Origin of the sequence: Roseivivax sp. THAF197b (genome assembly GCF_009363255.1) — a bacterium.
Lineage (GTDB): Bacteria > Pseudomonadota > Alphaproteobacteria > Rhodobacterales > Rhodobacteraceae > Roseivivax.
The window spans coordinates 1,239,427-1,257,084 of sequence record NZ_CP045318.1 but is presented as its reverse complement, the minus strand read 5'-3'; the positions used below and the strand labels follow the sequence as shown (position 1 = coordinate 1,257,084).

The 17,658-nt window shown below is 61.5% G+C and carries 13 protein-coding genes; 4 read left to right on the top strand and 9 right to left on the bottom strand.

Features of this window, described 5'->3' with window-relative positions; genetic code table 11:
• Position 1: 1 nt before the first annotated feature.
• The 4 genes from FIV09_RS06300 (at position 2) to FIV09_RS06285 (ending at position 4,956) form a co-directional block, all read left to right on the top strand.
• Positions 2-1,342 carry a lipopolysaccharide biosynthesis protein gene (locus FIV09_RS06300; protein ID WP_152449196.1) on the top strand — a complete coding sequence of 447 codons (1,341 nt, stop codon included), beginning with the start codon at positions 2-4 and terminating at the stop codon, positions 1,340-1,342.
• 576 nt (positions 1,343-1,918) lie between these two features.
• On the top strand, positions 1,919-3,139 hold the full coding sequence (locus FIV09_RS06295) for a polysaccharide pyruvyl transferase family protein (protein ID WP_152449195.1): 1,221 nt from the start codon (positions 1,919-1,921) through the stop codon (positions 3,137-3,139).
• Between the two features lie 186 nt (positions 3,140-3,325).
• Entirely contained in the window at positions 3,326-4,297 is a 972-nt protein-coding gene (locus tag FIV09_RS06290) for an ATP-grasp domain-containing protein (RefSeq protein ID WP_152449194.1), read from the top strand.
• A complete protein-coding gene (locus FIV09_RS06285; RefSeq protein ID WP_152449193.1) occupies positions 4,297-4,956 on the top strand; it encodes an HAD family hydrolase in 660 nt (219 codons plus the stop codon). The genes FIV09_RS06290 and FIV09_RS06285 overlap by 1 nt, the downstream gene beginning before the upstream one ends.
• Here the strand turns inward: FIV09_RS06285 and FIV09_RS06280 are convergent.
• The 9 genes from FIV09_RS06280 to FIV09_RS06240 all read right to left on the bottom strand — a co-directional run bounded on the left by FIV09_RS06280 (position 4,908) and on the right by FIV09_RS06240 (position 17,437).
• Positions 4,908-6,044, bottom strand: coding sequence for a glycosyltransferase family 4 protein (locus FIV09_RS06280; RefSeq protein WP_172975636.1), 1,137 nt, complete (start codon positions 6,042-6,044; stop codon positions 4,908-4,910). The genes FIV09_RS06285 and FIV09_RS06280 overlap by 49 nt on opposite strands.
• 121 nt (positions 6,045-6,165) lie before the next feature.
• Complete coding sequence (locus tag FIV09_RS06275) at positions 6,166-7,452, bottom strand: glycosyltransferase family 4 protein (protein ID WP_172975635.1); 1,287 nt, start codon at positions 7,450-7,452, stop codon at positions 6,166-6,168.
• A gap of 854 nt (positions 7,453-8,306) precedes the next feature.
• Entirely contained in the window at positions 8,307-9,164 is an 858-nt protein-coding gene (locus FIV09_RS06270; RefSeq protein ID WP_152449190.1) for a sulfotransferase, read from the bottom strand.
• A complete protein-coding gene (locus tag FIV09_RS06265) occupies positions 9,148-10,260 on the bottom strand; it encodes a glycosyltransferase family 4 protein (protein ID WP_152449189.1) in 1,113 nt (370 codons plus the stop codon). The genes FIV09_RS06270 and FIV09_RS06265 overlap by 17 nt, the downstream gene beginning before the upstream one ends.
• A 95-nt stretch (positions 10,261-10,355) precedes the next feature.
• Positions 10,356-11,582, bottom strand: coding sequence for a polysaccharide biosynthesis/export family protein (locus tag FIV09_RS06260; protein ID WP_172975634.1), 1,227 nt, complete (start codon positions 11,580-11,582; stop codon positions 10,356-10,358).
• Positions 11,579-12,946, bottom strand: coding sequence for an O-antigen ligase (locus tag FIV09_RS06255; protein WP_152449188.1), 1,368 nt, complete (start codon positions 12,944-12,946; stop codon positions 11,579-11,581). Before FIV09_RS06255 ends, FIV09_RS06260 begins: the two co-directional genes overlap by 4 nt.
• Positions 12,947-12,973: 27 nt before the next feature.
• The gene (locus tag FIV09_RS06250) at positions 12,974-14,356 is read right to left on the bottom strand and encodes a polysaccharide lyase family 1 protein (RefSeq protein WP_152449187.1); all 1,383 of its coding nucleotides are present in this window, start codon (positions 14,354-14,356) and stop codon (positions 12,974-12,976) included.
• A gap of 10 nt (positions 14,357-14,366) precedes the next feature.
• Complete coding sequence (locus tag FIV09_RS06245; RefSeq protein WP_172975633.1) at positions 14,367-16,139, bottom strand: AAA family ATPase; 1,773 nt, start codon at positions 16,137-16,139, stop codon at positions 14,367-14,369.
• A gap of 185 nt (positions 16,140-16,324) precedes the next feature.
• The gene (locus FIV09_RS06240; RefSeq protein WP_172975632.1) at positions 16,325-17,437 is read right to left on the bottom strand and encodes a glycosyltransferase; all 1,113 of its coding nucleotides are present in this window, start codon (positions 17,435-17,437) and stop codon (positions 16,325-16,327) included.
• Positions 17,438-17,658: the final 221 nt, after the last annotated feature.

The window sequence follows — 17,658 nt, the reverse complement described above, 5'->3', positions numbered from 1 at the left end:
GTTGGCGCGCCTGGGGGACTCCTTCGAGGGCCTCCTGCCCCATATCGGCGTTCTTTTGTCCGCCAATGTGATCATCGTGATCGTCGGTCTCGCCACCCTTTCCATCACGACCCATGCGATTGGCGCGGTCGGCATCGGCCTTCTGGCCGTCATCGAGGCCTACCCGCGTACTCTCGACCAGGTCTTGCGCTTTGAGCCGTCCCAGGCCGTCATTCGCTACGGCAATCGCGCCCGCGTGGCGGGCGACGACGAAGCGTTCCGCAGGCTGATCAAGTTCGGCACGGTGATGGATGTCCTCGGGGCCGCGGTGGCCGCACTCCTCGCGCTCGCAGCGCTCGATCTTGCCAGCCAATGGTTCGATTTCTCCGATGCGGAGCGTCACATGATGATGCTCTTCGTCTTCGCCATGTTCACCTTCGTTTCGGCGACCTCGATTTCGGTGCTCAGGCTGACATCCCGTTTCGATCTCTACGCCCATGTCCTCGTGGGCGTGGCGGTTCTGCGTCTCCTGGTCAGCGCCGCACTCTGGTACGTCGGCGCGGGCATCGAGGCGTTCTTCTATTTGTTGCTGTTCACGGCGATCGCCGAGCATCTGGTCATGTTCTGCGTCGCCTGGTTTATCCTGCGCCGCGAGGTCCCAGGCCCCATTCTCTCCCTTCCGCTCAAGGGGATCTTGCGGGAGAACCCGAAGATCCTCTCGTTCATTTTCAACTCAAACATGAACGTTATCGCCCGCAACTCGACCCGCCGGTTCGATATCTTCATCCTCGGTGGCGTTGTGGGCTATGCGGATATCGGCCTCTACCAGATCGCCAAGCGCGTCGGCCTCGCCGCCACACGCCTGTCTCGGCCCATGCAATTCGTCGTCTTCCCTGCGCTGAGCCAGTTCTGGGAACGGGGCGAAGGCATGAAAATCGTCAAGCTGGTCCTACGCTTCAGTTCGGTCTTCGCGATCATCGCGGTGATACTGTTCCCCCTCTTCGCGATCTGGGGGGAGCAGTTCATCACCGTGGCGTTCGGCGAAGAATTCATCGCCGCCCTGCCCCTGGTGCTTTTGCAAATCGTCGCGGCATCCCTGTTCATGACGGGCGGCATCCTGAACTCCGCGCTGCTGAGCATCGGGCGAGATGGTGCCCTGCTCGGCGTGACCTTCACCGCATCCTTGTTGTTCTTCGCCCTCCTGATACCGGCCGTCAGCCTATATGGCATCGTCGCGGCAAGCTGGCTGCACGTGCTGGTCAATCTCGTATGGTGCGGCGGCTGCGTCTATTTTTTCGCAAAGGCGGTCAACCTGCATATGAAGCCGAAAATTCCGGATGATGTTGAGGATCTGTCTTTGTGAGAGACCACGGCGTCATCGATATGGATGCTTCGGAGCTGGCCGCGCGAAATGCGACCTTCACGGTATGATCGAAGGATGAATCGGATCGCCGCATTCCCGGACGTTTTCGTTTCTTTTCACGTGTCTTGCGTATGCATGCCCATGGACTTCCAAATCTGCCATGTCCGCGCACCTTCTCGATCTGTTGCATTGAATGAGAGGCAGATGGGCAATCATCCCTCGCGCAGATAAAGAAATTCCCGATCGCTTCTCAATTTTCTTGCCATCATACGGAAATTTACTACGCTACTGAAAACTATATCATTTTATTGATCTTTCTGCGCCCGAACGCAGCTTGGATTTCAACTGGAAGACATTTCACGAAGGGGCAATGATGCTTGGCCCGACACCCAAGATAACGATCAACCATAGCGACGCATCTGAAGCCGGGCAGTGTTACACCAACGACGAAACATGCACCGATCTATTTAGACGCGTGAGACATTATCAGGGTCAGTCCGTAATTTCATGAACTGACTTTACGGGGACACAGAAAGAAAGGGGAAGGATGGGCACGCTTTAAGCCCATCGATTGATATGAAGAAATTTATCATTACCGGTATTCAGATGAGAAACAAAGGCTCCCAGGCCATGTTTCTATCGTTGTGTTACGCATTGAAGGCCAAATTTGCAGGCTGCGAGGTCATCGGTTTTGCAAACAAGTACGATGCGCCTGAACAATATTCGTTCAAGCTTCTGCCTTATGACGATTATACCCGCCTCGTTTTCAAACATCACCTGAACAAGGTCCCGCTTCTGGAGCCGGTGCTCGCATTCGCGGCCGGCCAGCGCAGCAAGACCGACAAGTGGAATGGCGCAGTCAGCGAGATGGAAGAGGCGCTGCGCGACGCCGATGCGATCTTTGATGCGAGCGGCTATACCCTGGGCTCCGGCTGGCCGAAAAAAGGCGGGGGGATGCTGCTTCAGACCATCCGTATCGCGAAGCGGTACAACAAGAAGGTCATCCTGATGCCGCAAAGCTTCGGCCCTTTCGACTGGGGGGAGCCTGACGATGCGGACTTCCTAAAGGAAGTGAAGGAAGAGCTGTCCTATGCGTCGCGGATTTATGCGCGCGAGAAGGAGGGGTACGAATGCCTGCTCTCGCTCGGCCTCGACAATGTCGAACTTTCAACAGACATGGTCATTCGGGAAAAACCGTTCCCCACGGCCAGCGAAATCTTCAAATCCTATGATCCGGCCTCTGTCGAATATCCCAGCGAAGGCTCGGTCGGTTTCATCATCAATGAAAATGTCTTTCGGATCGGCAATTCCGATGCGGTTTTCGACCTCTATGCAAAGGCGCTGGATAAGCTGCTCGACAAGGGGGAAAAGGTCTACATCCTGAACACCTCGACCGCCGATATCCACCTGGTGGAGACGGTTCTGGGCAAGGTCAAGAACCGCGACAAGGTCAGCATCATCTCGGGCGAGTATTCCAGCCCGGAGCTGATCGATATCATCAGCCGGTTCAAATATGTCGTGGCGTCGCGCTATCACTCCGTCGTATTCGCCTACCGGAGTGGCGTGCCCGCCATCATCCTGGGATGGGCCAACAAGTACATCGATCTGGCGGAACATTTCCAACAGCAGGATTACGTCTTCGACATCCGGGAACCGGGCGTCGATCATATCGTCGAAAAGATCGACAAGATGAGCGACACCCACGAGGCCGAGTCCCAGCGCATCAAGGAATGTTTGGAAAAACTTCAGCAAAGCTCTGTGGTTGATAAGGCGATTGACGCTTTGGGGATCCATTGATCACGGGGCCTGACCCCACAGATTTGGCGACCTCGCACGGATAATGCCCGTCAATTAGGGCTATCAGGTTTTACGGCGCGCCGGACCCAATCATGGAAGGTGCGGCCCCGGACATTCGCCGATCATGTCTGACGGATCTGCACTGCACGCCGTCTGAGTTCGAGTTCCGGTCCATTGGAGGGCCATATGCCGAAAGATTCCATACGCGTATTGTTCTGCTCCGCCGGTCGGCGCGTCGGGCTTCTTGAGCGTTTTCGCACCGCCGCGAAGACACTCGATCTGAACCTCGAGATCCTGGCCTGTGACATGATGCCGGATCTGAGCGCGGCCTGTTTGCTGGCGGACAAAAGGTTCACCGTCCCCCGCTGCACCGACGCGCAATATGCGGATGCGATCCTCGCGATCGTGCGGGAGCATGATGTGGACCTAGTCGTTCCGACCATCGACCCGGAACTGCAGCCTCTGGCCCGAAAGGCCGAGGAGTTCGCCGCATGTGGCGCGCGTCTGCATGTCTCGTCCGAGGCGGTGATCGACGTGGTCCGGGACAAGCTGCGCACCTCGGACGTGCTGGGCGCCGCCGGGGTGCCGGTGCCGAAATCCGTGAGCCATTCCGCCCTTCTCGACGCGCCGGACGCGCTCGGCTGGCCGATCTTCGCCAAGCCGAGCGGGGGAAGTTCCAGCCGCGGCCTTCAGGTCTTCGAGCGCATGGAAGACGTGCCGACGGACTTCCCGGAGCCGATGGTGTTTCAAAAGCTCCTGCGCGGCGATGAATACACGGTGAACATCGTCGTGGACGCTCATGGCGCGCTACGCACGGTCGTTCCTCATCTGCGCCTGCAAATTCGCGCGGGCGAGGTCGAGAAAGGCAGAACCGTACGGCGGCAGGATCTGCAGGAGATCGCGGAAGGGATCGTACGCGCCCTACCCGATTTGCGCGGTGTTGCCTGTTTCCAGGTCATCGACGATCCGGATCTCGGCCCCTGCGTGATCGAGATCAACGCCCGGTTCGGCGGGGGCTATCCGCTGGCGGACGAGGCAGGCGCCACATTTGCGAAATGGCTTCTGGAAGAGGTGTCGGGCCGGGACTGCTCGGCGCATAACAACTGGCGTCCGGACGTGCTGATGGTCCGCTACGACGCCGCGGTGTTTCAGGGTTGATGCTGGTCTTCGACCTCGACGACACGCTTTACCTCGAGCGTGATTTTGCCTTTTCCGGCTACCGTCATCTGGACCATTGGGTCGCGGCGCAGACCGGAATCACCGGGTTTGGCGCGGCCTGCCGTGCGCTCTTCGAGGCTGGCGAACGTCGACATGTCTTCGATCGGGCCTGCGCCCAGCTCGGTCTGGACCCAAGTCCGGAATGGATCGCGGAGCTGGTCGCGGCCTATCGCGGTCACCCGCCGCAGATCACCCTCGCGGATGATGCGGCGCGCTATCTGGCGCGGGCGGAGGGTCCGTACGGGCTGATCACGGACGGGCCGGAACACATGCAGCGCGCGAAAATCGCCGCTTTGAGTCTAGAGCGGTGGATTGCGCATATCCGGCCCACAGGGGCCTGGCCGCCGGGTTTCGGGAAACCGCATCCACGCGCTTACGAAGAAATGGAAGGCTTCGGAAGCTCCTCCCCGATGGTCTATGTCGCCGATAATCCCGCCAAGGATTTCGTCACCCCGAAGGCGCGCGGTTGGTTGACCGTCCAGATCACGCGCCCGGGCAGCGTCCATTCCCCAGTTCCCCCGGACAATGACCATGCTGCCCATGTCAAATGTCAAAGCTTCGACGAGCTGGACGCAGCACTCGCGGGTCTGTCGGCCTGACGCGAAACGGTCCTCGACGCGGTGACGCCATCGATCACGCGATCCCACTCCCGCAGAATCCGCGCAGGTGCCAACCATTCGCGCGTCGGACCCGCCGCCTTCGAGATCGCCGCGCGCAGATCGGGGTCGCGGGCCACATCGGTAACGGATCGGGCAAACCCCTCGATATCGTCCTGCGGGACAAGAAAGCCGTTTTCGCCGTGCCGGATCAGTTCCTGCGGACCGTAATCGCAATCGAACGAGACGACCGGCAAGCCGCTGACCACGGCCTCGGCGATGACATTCGGGAACCCCTCGAACCGGGACGAGACGACGAGCATATCCTGCCCTTCGATCCACTGGCCCGGCAGACTTGCCCCCGGCAGGAAGACGCAATCCGCAATGCCGAGACGCTGCCTTTGCGCCTCAAGCGCGGCGCGTTCGCGGCCTTCGCCGAAGATGGTCAGGCGTGCTTCGGGAACGGTATCGCGGATCGAAGGCATCGCCTCCAGAAGCATGTCGAACCCCTTCTGGCGATCCAGACGACCGACCGCGACCAGATTGGCGCCGATCCCGGGACGGGCCTTCGACGGCGCAAGCGGCGCGCAGGGATTGGGGATGACAACCGCCCGCGATTGCAGGCCCGAGGGCAGATCCTCGCGCGCCCGCTCCGTCTGCATCGCGATAGAGGTGGCGCGTCGGCCCAGAAGAGATTGCGCGCGATCCCAGATCGGGTTTGCATTCTGCGCCTTGGGATTGTTCCGCTCGGAAATCACGACGGGCACGGAAGAGCCAAGCGTCGCCAACAGGACCAGCGTGTTCACCTTGGTCAGGAAAGAGATGATGACGTCCGGCTTCGTCTTCTTGATGACCCGCCGGATATGCCGCAGCCTTTGCCACTGGACCCGGCGCCTTGGGGCCGCATCCTCAAGGCACATCGGGTGCAGGCGCACGGCATCGGGATAGGTGAAAAAGGAGCCATCTTTCGGCATGGTCATCCCGGCGACATGCACCTCATCGCCTTGCTCCGCGCGGTTTGCGGCGATCATCGCGATGATCTTCTCCGCACCTCCGGCACCGAACCCGCCCTGAACGAACAACACTTTCATCAGTTGGCCCTGCCCGCGATGACGCGCTCCGCATAGGACCTCTGCCGCATCGGAGCGCGGGCATCGGCCGTGTTCATGCGGCGTATTCCTGAACGAGAATGCGGTCGATCCAATCGCTGCGTCATGGCGCGCTGACCTCCCGCTTGGTTTTCGGCTCCACGGCAGCAGACAAGGTTCCGGTCTGCGGCACGGCTTCAAGCCCGCCAATTTCGATCCCCATGCCGTGCATGAGCTTCGCATTGACGAGATGCACATCGTTTGTGCCGCACACTTTCTGACGGGCGGCTTGCCCGAAGCGCTCCGCCAGCCCCGGCTCCTTCACGAAACGCCGCATGGCGCCTGCAAGCGCCTCCGCATCGCCGCGCGGCACGACCAGCCCGGACACACCGTCATCGATCGTCTCCCCGCAGCCCGGACTATCGGTGGTGATCACGGCCCGGCCGCAGGACATCGCCTCAAGGATCGAGCGCGGAATGCCTTCGCGCAGATAGGTCGGAAGGACGAAGACACTGCAGTTCTGGATGAAAGGCACCACATCGTCGCTGGCGCCGAGATGGCGGATCAGACCGGCAGCTTTCCAATCTTCAAGTTCGCGGTCGCTGATATGGTCCGGGTTCGGGTCCTTCGGTCCGAGGATCTCGATCTCGAAATCGAGCCCTTCGCCCTTGAGCTTCTTGGCAGCCTCCGCCAGGACGGCAATTCCCTTGGACCGCAAGAGCCGACCGACGAAGAGGAACTTGATCGGACCGGCGGGAACCGGCGTGGGCGCGAAGCGGGATGTATCGACGCCGGAGCCCGGGATGTCATGCAGCGCGACCTTTGGCGGGATCAGCCCGAAGCGGCGAATATCCTCCCGGTCGGCGCTGTTATAGCAAAATGCCGCGGTGATCCCGCGCAGCGCCATCCGGTGCAGCCAGATCGTCGTTGTCCGCACCAGCCGCCGCCGTCCCGTCGGATTGGGCTCCGTGAAGGCGTAACCCAACCCCGTGAAGAGCGCGTATCGGTCCGGGACCGACGCAAGCTGCGCGGCAAGACAGCCATAGACGATGGGCTTCATGGTATAGGCAACGACGATATCGGGCCGCGCCCTCCGCAATTCCCGCAGGAGCGCCGTCAATGACCGGATATCGTGAAACGGGTTCGTTCCGGTGCGGTTCATCGGGATCTCGCGATGTGCGATGCCATTGCGGTCAAGCGCTGCGGCTGTGTCCGGGTCAATCTCGGCCGCCAGGGCAAGCACATCGTATCCGTTGGCCTGAAAACGGCGCATCAGGTCGAGACGAAAATTCACCAGCGAATAGCCAAGACTGCCGATGATGACGACGCGCTTGCGGTCCGCCGTTCCGGAGGGTGTCCGATCCGGGCCGCGGCCTCCCCGGTGCAGCGTGCCATTGACCGAAGACGTCACGACGCAACCTCCTTGCCGGGCAGGATCAGGGGCGCGACCGCGCAATAGGTCCGGTCCGGCGAAGGAACGGCCGGAATATGTCCGGCGGGGCGGGTGAGTGAAATCTTGACTTTGCCCGAATGACCGACCCGCCAAATATCAATAGCACGACAAACACGCACCTGCCGCAAAGCACTTGAGGGCATTGGTTCTGCTCGAGTCGCAAAAGGCAAAAGTCGAGATGCCGGTGCCGCACAGGCTTCAGGCCCAATGGCGCTTGAGACGACCATCATATGGCAGCACCGGCATTGATTTTATGAGAATATAAAACGAATTCTCTTGAGCAACACACGCTATACAAAACTGGTAACACTGAAACAGCGGCAGAAATTGCCAAATACATTCACAAACTCCCAGTCGACCTGGTTCGCCTTGCCTGTATCATGCTGTGGATTTCCGGTTCACCCGGATATGAATTGAGATTCATCTAAAATAGATGCGCAACAAGACACCACTCAAAACAACACAGATTCAAGATGTACTCTTTACCAATATACACACGACTAAATAAGCCATTACAGCGGGCTGAAAACGCGCCCAGTCTTAAGATTATATTAACCTTTGCTTTCCTGCAATTCTTTCTTGATCTCTTTTCAAGGACGCTTATCACCAATTAAGTGTGCAATTCCCCTAAATACACGCAAGGCGTGCATCGGGATCCTCAGGCAAAGGCAAAGTCGTCTCATGGCTGCGCTGCCGTGTCAGGTTGAGACGCCAAAAAAAAATCGAAGGGCCGCGCTTGCAGGCGCATGGCCGCCCGCAGAACGCCCCTGATGCATCCCGTCGATGGCAGCGCCTTGCCCGGATGGACAACCTCATGCGTAGCTCGGCTCGAGCGACGTCGCTGTCGGCCAGCCTTTCCCCACATGCGGCGCAAATTGCCGCAAGGCCGCCAAGTCGGCCTGGAAGAAATCGGCCATCTTCGCGGCCAGATCCGGCGGAAGCGGAGGATAGCTCACCTCGTTTGCAACGAGATTGCGCAACCTCTGCACGGGCCAGGTATGACGCACCGGATCCAGCACCCGGCGCATGGGGGCCAGCGCACCGCGAACGCCCGGCGGCACGATCGCCTGCGTCTTGTCCTTCACCCGGTCTTTCACCGGCGGTACCAGCGCCTGACCCAGCCCGATATGGTCCGCCACAAGCTGCGCCTGCGCTTCCGGGGCATGGCGGATCCGATCAAAATCCAGCACCAGGATGCGATCATCGCCAAACAGATCGCGGAACTTCTGAAGGTGATGGGCATAAAGCCCCCTATCGAGGAAGCGGTCCCCGTCGGCTTTTCTGTCCGGATCGAGGTAGCGACGGATATCCTTGGTCACGGCGCCGCGCCGCAGATGCATGCAATAGGACGAGTAGGCGCGCTGAACCGGATCGCGCAGCTGAACGATCAGTTTCACGTGCGGAAGATCATGCGCGATGCGCTCCGCCGAAGGCTCCTCCGTCAGGTAGGAATTGGATTTCTCGCCGATGATGGTGGCGGCACCGGCCTCCGCGAACTGGGCCCGGTACCAATCGCTGCCCCTGTGATATTCGCGCGAGAAGTAGTGCAGCTCCGGTTCCGGCATGAACACGCTCGGGTTCTCCGCGAGCGACATCTGAAGCCAGGTGGTCGCGCATTTGGCGGCACCGATAATCAGGAAATCAATTTTGGTCTCAGGCTGCATTAACATTGCGCTTACTCCTTAAAACAACATCTTCGTAAATCCGGCTGACCTGCGCCACGTGGCTGTCGGTGCCCAGGGTCTCATGCACATGGCGCTGCGCACGCGCGGTAATCGCATCCGCAAGCCCCGGCTCCTGCAACAACCGCAGAACGGGTGCCACGAAGGCCCCTGCATCGAAGGGATCGACGAGAAAGCCCGTCTCGCCGTCGCGAATGGCTTCGGGATTGCCGCCATGTTCGGTGGCCACCACGGGCGTGCCCAGATGCATCGCTTCGATCAATGTGCGCCCGAAAGGCTCTTCGAGCGCCGGAACAAGCATGACGTCCATGGCGGCCATCGCAGCCTCGATGGGCGATCGGTAGCCCATCAGATGCAGCCGGTCGGCCACGCCCAAGGATGCGGCCAATGCCCGGCACTCTTCATCGAGGCCCGACCCTGCCACCTCGACCTTGCCGAAGATCAGGCCATGCACCGGCCGGTCCGGCAGCGCCTCCGCGATGAGTGCCAGCGCCCGCACGAAGTGATCGGGGCGCTTACGGGTGTTCAGAACGCCGAAATACCCAAGAAGAACGGCATTCTCCGGCAGGTCGAGTTCGGCACAAAGGTCGGCATGGCAGGCATTGCGATCAGGCAGGGCCTGCGAAAAATCAAACGGGCTGCGCACCACCTCCAACCGGTCCGCCACTGACCGGATCGGGTTCTTCGGCTGCGAGAATTCCGAGACGCAGAAGATCCGGTCGGCCAGCATCGGCGCCAACCGATTCACCCCGGCCGCCTCCGGTCCCTGCCGATGGTGCCAGATGAAGGCCGCATCGGACAGTTTCGTGGGCAGCGCCCAGTTCGCGTGCATCCGCCCGTCATTGGTGTGGACGATGTCGATCTGCATGTCGCGCAGCATCGCCACGAGCCTCGGCACCGAACGCGTCAGGTAACGCGCAAAAGACACGTCATCGACGCTTCTGGAATATTTCGGCGCGACGATGCCGGGCTCTGTCAGCAGGCGGTATTCGAGGCCGAGCGAGTGCACATAATCGCCCAGCGCACCCTCCGTGCGGTGCAGGGCGATGATCGGCTCGAAGCGCGCGCGATCAAGGCCCGCCACCAGGCTCAGCGCCGAGACGTGGCTTCCACCGAATGTGTCCCCGCCAACGAAAGGGAAAAAAATGCGAATTGGGTACAAAACACAGAACTCCAAAATTACTCGGTCGTCGGTGCCACCTGTCTTTGGCGGCGCACGTAAAGCGTGTCTCCGGGCTGTAATGCGCCCGTCGGTTCAATCTCTTTCGCCGTGGGGCTCGTGCCCCGCGTCACGCTGAATTGCGTGACCAGCTCTCCGTCCAGGCTCGATTCGCTGACCAGTCCGGCTGCAATGGCTTCATCATACAGTGTCGCGGCCGTTTGACGCTGTGTGCGCAGTCTCACGATATCGTTTTCGATCCGATTGAGCTGCTCCAACCCTTCGGAGCGGGCTTCCCCCACCAAGGTCAGCGCGTCCCGTTCGGCCAGGTTGAGCTGCTGTTCGGCGGTCAGACGCGCAATCTCGAGCTGCAGCCGTTTGGCCTCCAGATCGTTGAGCGAATTGGTCAGCGCGCTCACACGGGTGTTCACCGCAAGCCCCCGCTCCTTGAGCGAACTCACGCTTTCCAGCTCCTGGCGGACGACCTCGATCTGATCCGTTCTGAGCGCGATCTGAGCGCCGAGCCGTTCGACCTGACCGCGCAGAACCGTCTCCAATTCCGCGATCTGGGTGCCCTGGGCCTCCCGCGCGGCCCGCGTCGAGGCCAGGATCTTGCCCTGAAGCCCGTCAGGCAGAGGTGCTGTATCCGCGTCATCCCCCTGCGCTTCCAGCCCTTCGAGATCGGAGAGGAAGCGGGCGCGTTCCGCGTCCAGCGCGGCAAGCTGCGCGTCCAGCAGGCGGATTTCGCCAGAGAGGCGCAGCGCGCCCATATTGGCGCCAGCATTGTTCAGGGGATCGGTCGGCACCCGCAGGAATCCGCCCGCGAGCGCGAGCGCCTGTTCACCGGACAGGCCCGGCCGAAATGGATATGCCCCCGGCGCGGCCACATCGCCCAGCACGTAGACCGGCAGGTGACCGATCACTTCGACGGCGATGTCGGGCGGCTCGGAGAGGCCGGCGCTTCGCTGCAGGCGCTGCTCCAACTCGTCCGCAAGCGCCCCGACCTCGAGCCCCGCCGCCTCGATCTGCCCGACAAGCGGTACGAGCAATACCCCGCCCTCCGTCAGCGTGAATTCCCCCGAGACGCCCTGCCAAAGGACATGGGTCGCGTTCAGGGGATCCCAGCGCATGACCCGCAACAGGACGCGGTCCTGCTTGTTCAGCTTGTATTCCTCCGCCTGGGCATCGGCGCCGCGCGGAAGGGCAAGAGACGCCAGAAGCGTCAGAAGAATGCAGGCGGCCCTCACCGGTCCAACCTCCTGATTGCACGTTCGCCCAGCGGATCTGGTCGGCTTGTCCGGGGCGAGGTTTTTGTCGGCGCCATCAGCCGGGATGCGCTCAGCGCGATGGCAAGGATCACGGGCACGTTCCAGAAACGCGCGTAGAAGGTGGGGAACATGTTCAGCATCAGCGCGAAGATCAGCAGCAAGGTCACCGTCACCGCGCCAACCTTGCGCGACCCGTCGGCGCGCATGGCCTGGACCGCCACGAAAATGCCCGTCAGTTGCAGGCCGATCAGCCCGAACAGGGAAACCGCGCCGCCTTCGGTCAGGATCAGCAGATAGACGTTGTGGACCGGGGCGCCGTGGGCGCTGAACTCCCGGTATTGATCGGCGCCCAGACCGATCACGAGCGTCCGGCGCGCCGTCTCCAGCGCCTCGCCCAAGAGGTAGGCCCTGTCCTCGAACGTTCCGGCCTCGGAGACGTCCTGCGTGACAAGCGCGTTCATGACCCGTTTCTGGAACACCTCGGGCAGGAACGCCTCGCCGAATTGCAGCGCAATCACGGCGCAGAGCAGGATGATCGCCAGGGTGATCACGCCGTGCTTCTTCGACCCGCAGAGCAGCACGATCGACAAGGTCCCCAGAACGCTCACGATCAGGCCCGAATTCGAGCCCGTGAGCAGGACGCCATAGCCGAGTGCGGGCATGCTGATCACCAACCAGATGATCCGCAGATGCCCCAGAAGATAGAGGCCCAGCACGAACACCATGCCGACCGCGCCCAAAGCGGCACATTCGTTTTCGCGCTCGATCAGGGAGCGCAGCCGCCCGCTGCCGGAGACCAGCCGCATGCTCGGCTCATCCACGAAATGAACCACGTAGATTCCGAACAGCATCACCGCGACGAGCGCCGCGATCAGGACCTTTATCAGCGAGACGATCTCCGGATAGCTCCGCCCGGCAATGACCATGGGCAGAATGATGAGCGAGAAGAAATATTGCAGGTAGACGCTTGCCAGCGCTGCAGGCGCGCCATTGACCACCGAGCCCAGCGCAAGCCCGCCGCAGAACAGCAGGAAGGAGAAATACCAGTAGCTGGTGGCAGCTCCGAAGAAATACAAAGGCAGCCGTCCGGTTGCCAGCAGCAGCACGAAGGCCAGCATCGTGGCCGCATCGGAGGCCGTGAGATAGATCCCCTGCAAGCGGAAGTAGCTCATCGGGGACAGCGCCACGGCGATGACCACCAGAACACCCGCAGCGCTCGTCATGGCCCGACGGCTCTGCGCGGGCCTGTCAGCGCCGTCCCAAGCGCGGCCCCAGGCGCCGCGATGCCCGGCTCCGCCCGGCACCCCGCCGGGCAGGCCCGGGACCTGTCGCGCCCGGCTCATGGCGCATCCCCCGATATCGAAACCCGCTCAATCCACATCGGCCCAGGTCCCGTCTGAAGCGGAGAGGGCAAGCCAGGTCTCGACATGGCTCATGCCGCTTTGCGGGTCGATGGCCCAGACATCGTCGGCACGCGCGCTGTCCAGTGCCGCGCGGGTCTCCTCCCAGAGATCGGGCAGACCGTCATTGTCGCTGTCGCGCGTCTCTGCGGGATCGGCCGGGGCCAGGACCGGCCAGCCGCCGACCTGATCCACCCGGTTGATCACCTTGCCACGGCAGTTGCGGACCCCCTTGATGACGCGCGCATCGAGCGCATCCGCCGTGCGGCGCCCCTGGATCCGGTCCCCCGCCCGCGCGAGCACCGCGTTCAACACCTCGGATGCGGGCATGGGCGTTACGCTGACGGGCCATCCGGGCGGCGCGACCAGCGCGCTTTCCGCGGCGCGATCTAGAACCTGCACATTGCGCCTGTCGCAGCCCTTCGCGACCCCGGCGAGGTTATCGCTGGCCAGCAAGCGGACGGTGGCCCCATCCGTCCATTCGAAGACCTGAACCGCCTCCGGCGTCTTCTGGATCGTCGATTTCCCGGCAAGGGCGAGATTGCCGAGATACGCGATGTCGGCATTGCCCAGAAGGTCGTAGAACTCTCCGAACTGGCTGATCGAATTGTAAAAGACGTTGTTGATGACCTCGACAGGACCGATATCGGTGGCCTTGACGTCCGGAGACCGATCCCGGTGATGCGCGAACAGGTTGCGCAGCAGCGTGATGCGTCCGCAGCGATTGCCCTGCCCTTCATCAGAGCAGATCAGCGCGCCCTTGGAATGGCGGCCCTCGGGATGGTTCGACCGGTCGAGGCTGTAGGCCAGGATGCTGTCGGCCAGCGTGATGTCGGACGCCGTCGCCCCCGAGACGTGGATGTTAAAGGTCTCATCCGTGGCGAATGCCATCGACAGGTTGCCCAGAAAGACGCGCTGCGCATTCTCCACCGTGATGGCGTCCACGGTCGGTGACGGCTCCGGGCTCGGTCCGGGGCGCAGCTTCAGATGGCGGATGACCACATCCGAGACATTCTTGAGGATGATCGGCCCGTGACCGCCGTTCGTGATGCGCAATTGCACGCCATCACCGGGCGCTGTCTGCCCCGCGATATAGATGTTGGAGCCCACATGGATCGGTCCCTCAAGATCGATCGTGCCGCTCACGGCAAAGCCACAGATGCGCGGCGTGCCCGCATTCTCGGCGCAGTCCCGCAAGGATCCCGGCCCGCTATCCTCAAGCGTCGTGACGAGGCGCAATTCCCCCTGCCGCCAGCCCACGGCACCCGCGCCGAAGCCCTCTGCGCCGGGGAAGACCAGCTCGGACGCGATGGCCCCGTGCCCTGCCAGTGCAAAGCCCAGCACGATGCCCATGCGCTTGAGTTTACTGATAATATTTTGCGGCATAATCATAGTATTGCGGTGCACCTCCGTAGCCATGCTTCCGGTGCTTGCGCAAATCCACATCGTTGATGACCGTCCCCAGGACATTCATGCCGTTCCGCTGCAGCCGTTCCATCGTGTCGGACAGCGCGGTCTGCGTGGTCTGCCCCCAGCGGACCACCACCACCGTCGCCTCCACGAGCGGTCCGAACCGGCAGGCATCGTCCATGATCAGGACCGGCGGCACGTCGACCAGCACGAGATCGTAGCTGTCGCGCAGTTTGCGGTTCAGCCGGTCGAGCCACTTCTTCAGATGCTGCGGCGATGCGCTGGCGCGGGTCTGCAGCGACAGGATTTCGAGCCCCTCGATGGGCTGGCCATCGACCACCACTGGCTCCGCCTCGAAATCTTCGGTCAGCGCCTCGCTGATCGGCTTCGCCGAGGTCTGGTAATTCACCAGCTTCGAGGACCCCCGACGATGACTGTCCAGATCGAGGACCAGAACCCGCATCCCTTCCCGCGCGGCCATGGTCGCCAATGACACGGTCAGGGTCGACTTGCCCTCATTGGGCAGGCCAGAGGCGACCATGATGATCTTGGCCCTCTCGCGGCGATTGAACCACAAGGTCAAGAAACTCCGCAGCGTCTCGCTGAAGGCGGAATAGGGGTTGTTCACCAGGAACCAGACGGGCGCGTGCCGTCGCCAGAGCAGGCCCCTGCGCTTGATCCGCGGCAGATATCCCAGGTTCGGCACGCCGCTGACCGGAACGGTGCCGTCCTCGGTCCAGAGCCTGTTGTTCATTCCTTCCAGAAGCAGGGCGATCACGAACGCGATCGTGAACCCGACCACCGCACTGACCACGAGGGCCACCGGGATGTTCGGCCAGGACGGCTCCAGCGGGATCCGCGCAACCGAGACCTGCCGCGCGCCCTGATTGGAGAATTCGAGCTGCGTCTCGAACTCCGTCAGCTTCTCGATCGATGTCTGATAGCTCGTGCGCAGAAGCTCCATGGCGCGCTGCATGCGCATCAATGTCAGCTCGGCGCGGGTGTGGTCGTAAAGCGCCTGCTCGGCATTTTCCAGTTGCCGCCGCGGTTCGGCCAGTTCGGCAGGATCGCTCGGCCGTGCTTCGAGGATTTCCACCACGGCAGAGGCACGCTCAAGGTCTGAGCGCAGCCGGTCGACGAGGTTTTCGTCGTAAAGATCATTGTTGCGGATGAAATCCGCGAGTTCGAGCTCGGATTGCGACAGATCCTCCCCAAGCTTCTCCACCCGGTCGCGCAGGAACGCGATGGATTCCTCGATCGTTTCGCGCCGCTCCAGCCTCGAGATGTCGATGAACGTGTCCGAAACCTGGTTGGCGATCGCCGCCGCCATCTCCGGGTTTCCCGAGGTGGCGACGACCGAGAAGGCCAGGCTCTCGCCCTGTCGGTATACGTCATACGTGCCCAGAAGCTTGTCGATCACCCGCTCCTGGCGGATCTCGGGCGTCTCAATGGTTCCGTCTGCCGGCGGCCCGACGAAATCGAGATTGTCGAAGAGCTCCAGCGCGGTCGCCACTTCCTCTGCGAATTCATGCGAGCGCAGGACGTCCATCTGCGTCTCGATGATCGTCCGGGTCAGTTCGAAACTTTCAAGCTGCACATCCGTCGACCGGACCCGCGTGTCGAAAAGGGTCATCACCACGGTGGATTTCGCCGTATACCGCTCGTCCACATTCGTCAGAACGACATAGGTCAGCGCGACAATGCTCGCGACGATCAGCAGGCCCATCAAGAGATGCCTGCGCAATAGGCTCCAGACGCCTTCCGTCCCGAACCGCCTTTCCGAAATCCGTTCCGGCATGGTTAAAACTGGTCTTGCCGATGTCATAACTTCCCCTCAGCGATCAGAATGGATCGCTTGTCGTCACTCGTCACCACGAACCGACCCAGACACCCCGGTCCGGAAAGACCGTATCAGGCGGAAACAGACTGCCTGGTCTGGGTCGTCTCACCAAAAGAAACCGCGCGATAAAGCTTGTCATGCTCATCGCGATAAATATCGGTCGAATAAAATTTTTGTACGCGTTCCCGGGCCTTTGCGCCCAGTTCCTGACGTCCTTCACGCCCCAATGAAATGAGTTGCGAGACCGCTTCGGCCTGTACTGCGGGATCTTGCGGCGGCACGACAATCCCCGTGTCTCCGACAAGCACGGCGCAGTCGCCCACATCCGTGACGACGCAGGGCACGCCCGCCGCCATCGCTTCGGTCACGGCAAGCGGGAAGGCCTCCCCCCAGGCCGAGCACAGAAGGAAGACATCGAGCCCCGGAACAAGCGCCGCGATATCGTCGCGCACCCCCAGTGCCGTCACACGATCCGCAATGCCCAGCTTTTTGGCCTCGGCAAGCGCCGGGCCGTCGCCATGGCCCTCCCCGATGAGGACCGCTTGCACATCATGCCCCTGCTGCAAAAGCTGTGCGCAGGCCTGCACCATCGAAGGATGGTCCTTCATCGGATGGCTGCGGGCGACATTGCCGATCAGAAGGCGCCCCTCCGGCACGCCGCAGATCTCCGCCAGATGCGCGTGCGCGGCAGGATCAGGGCGAAACTGCTCTGCATTCACCGCATTCGGGATCAGCACCGACTTGTCCGGCGCAAAGCCGATCGCCTCATGCTGTCGGCGCGATGTGTCGGAGCAATAGGTGATGGCGTCGGTACGGCCGGACAATGCGGCCATGGTCCGGATCACCGCCCGGCTGGACCGCTTTTCGTTGCGGATATCCTGCAGGGAATGATGGATGCCCCAGACCAGCCTTGGCCGCCGGGCGCGCCGCCCCGCCAAAGCCGCCCAACTCGACAGGCAGCCGTGATACATCCAGCCATGCACCACATCCGGCGCGAGCGCGCTCAGCCGACTGCGAAGCTGCGGAAGGGCCGCGGGCGTAATCTGCCCGGCCGAAAGCCCGAGTGTGTCCACCGCGACACCAAGGTCGCGCATGGCGATGCCAACTGACCCATCTTCAATGAGGGACAGGACTGTGTGATCGGAAATGCGTGGACCCAATGACGAAAGGTAGCGGAGTAACATAACTTGAGCACCACCCACACCCGTGGAAGTGATGAGATGAACAATTTTCATGAATTCAGCATCGAGATTTTCCGATTCAATTCAAGAAGACTCTCTAAACCATGATCAAAAAAGTAGTTTTGGCAGCCTTCCACTGGTGTAATCTGTCTATTGTTTCCAAAGATTCGTTCTAAAAATGATGATTAACGATCACGGACCTGATACGCTCAGGACGTAATTAT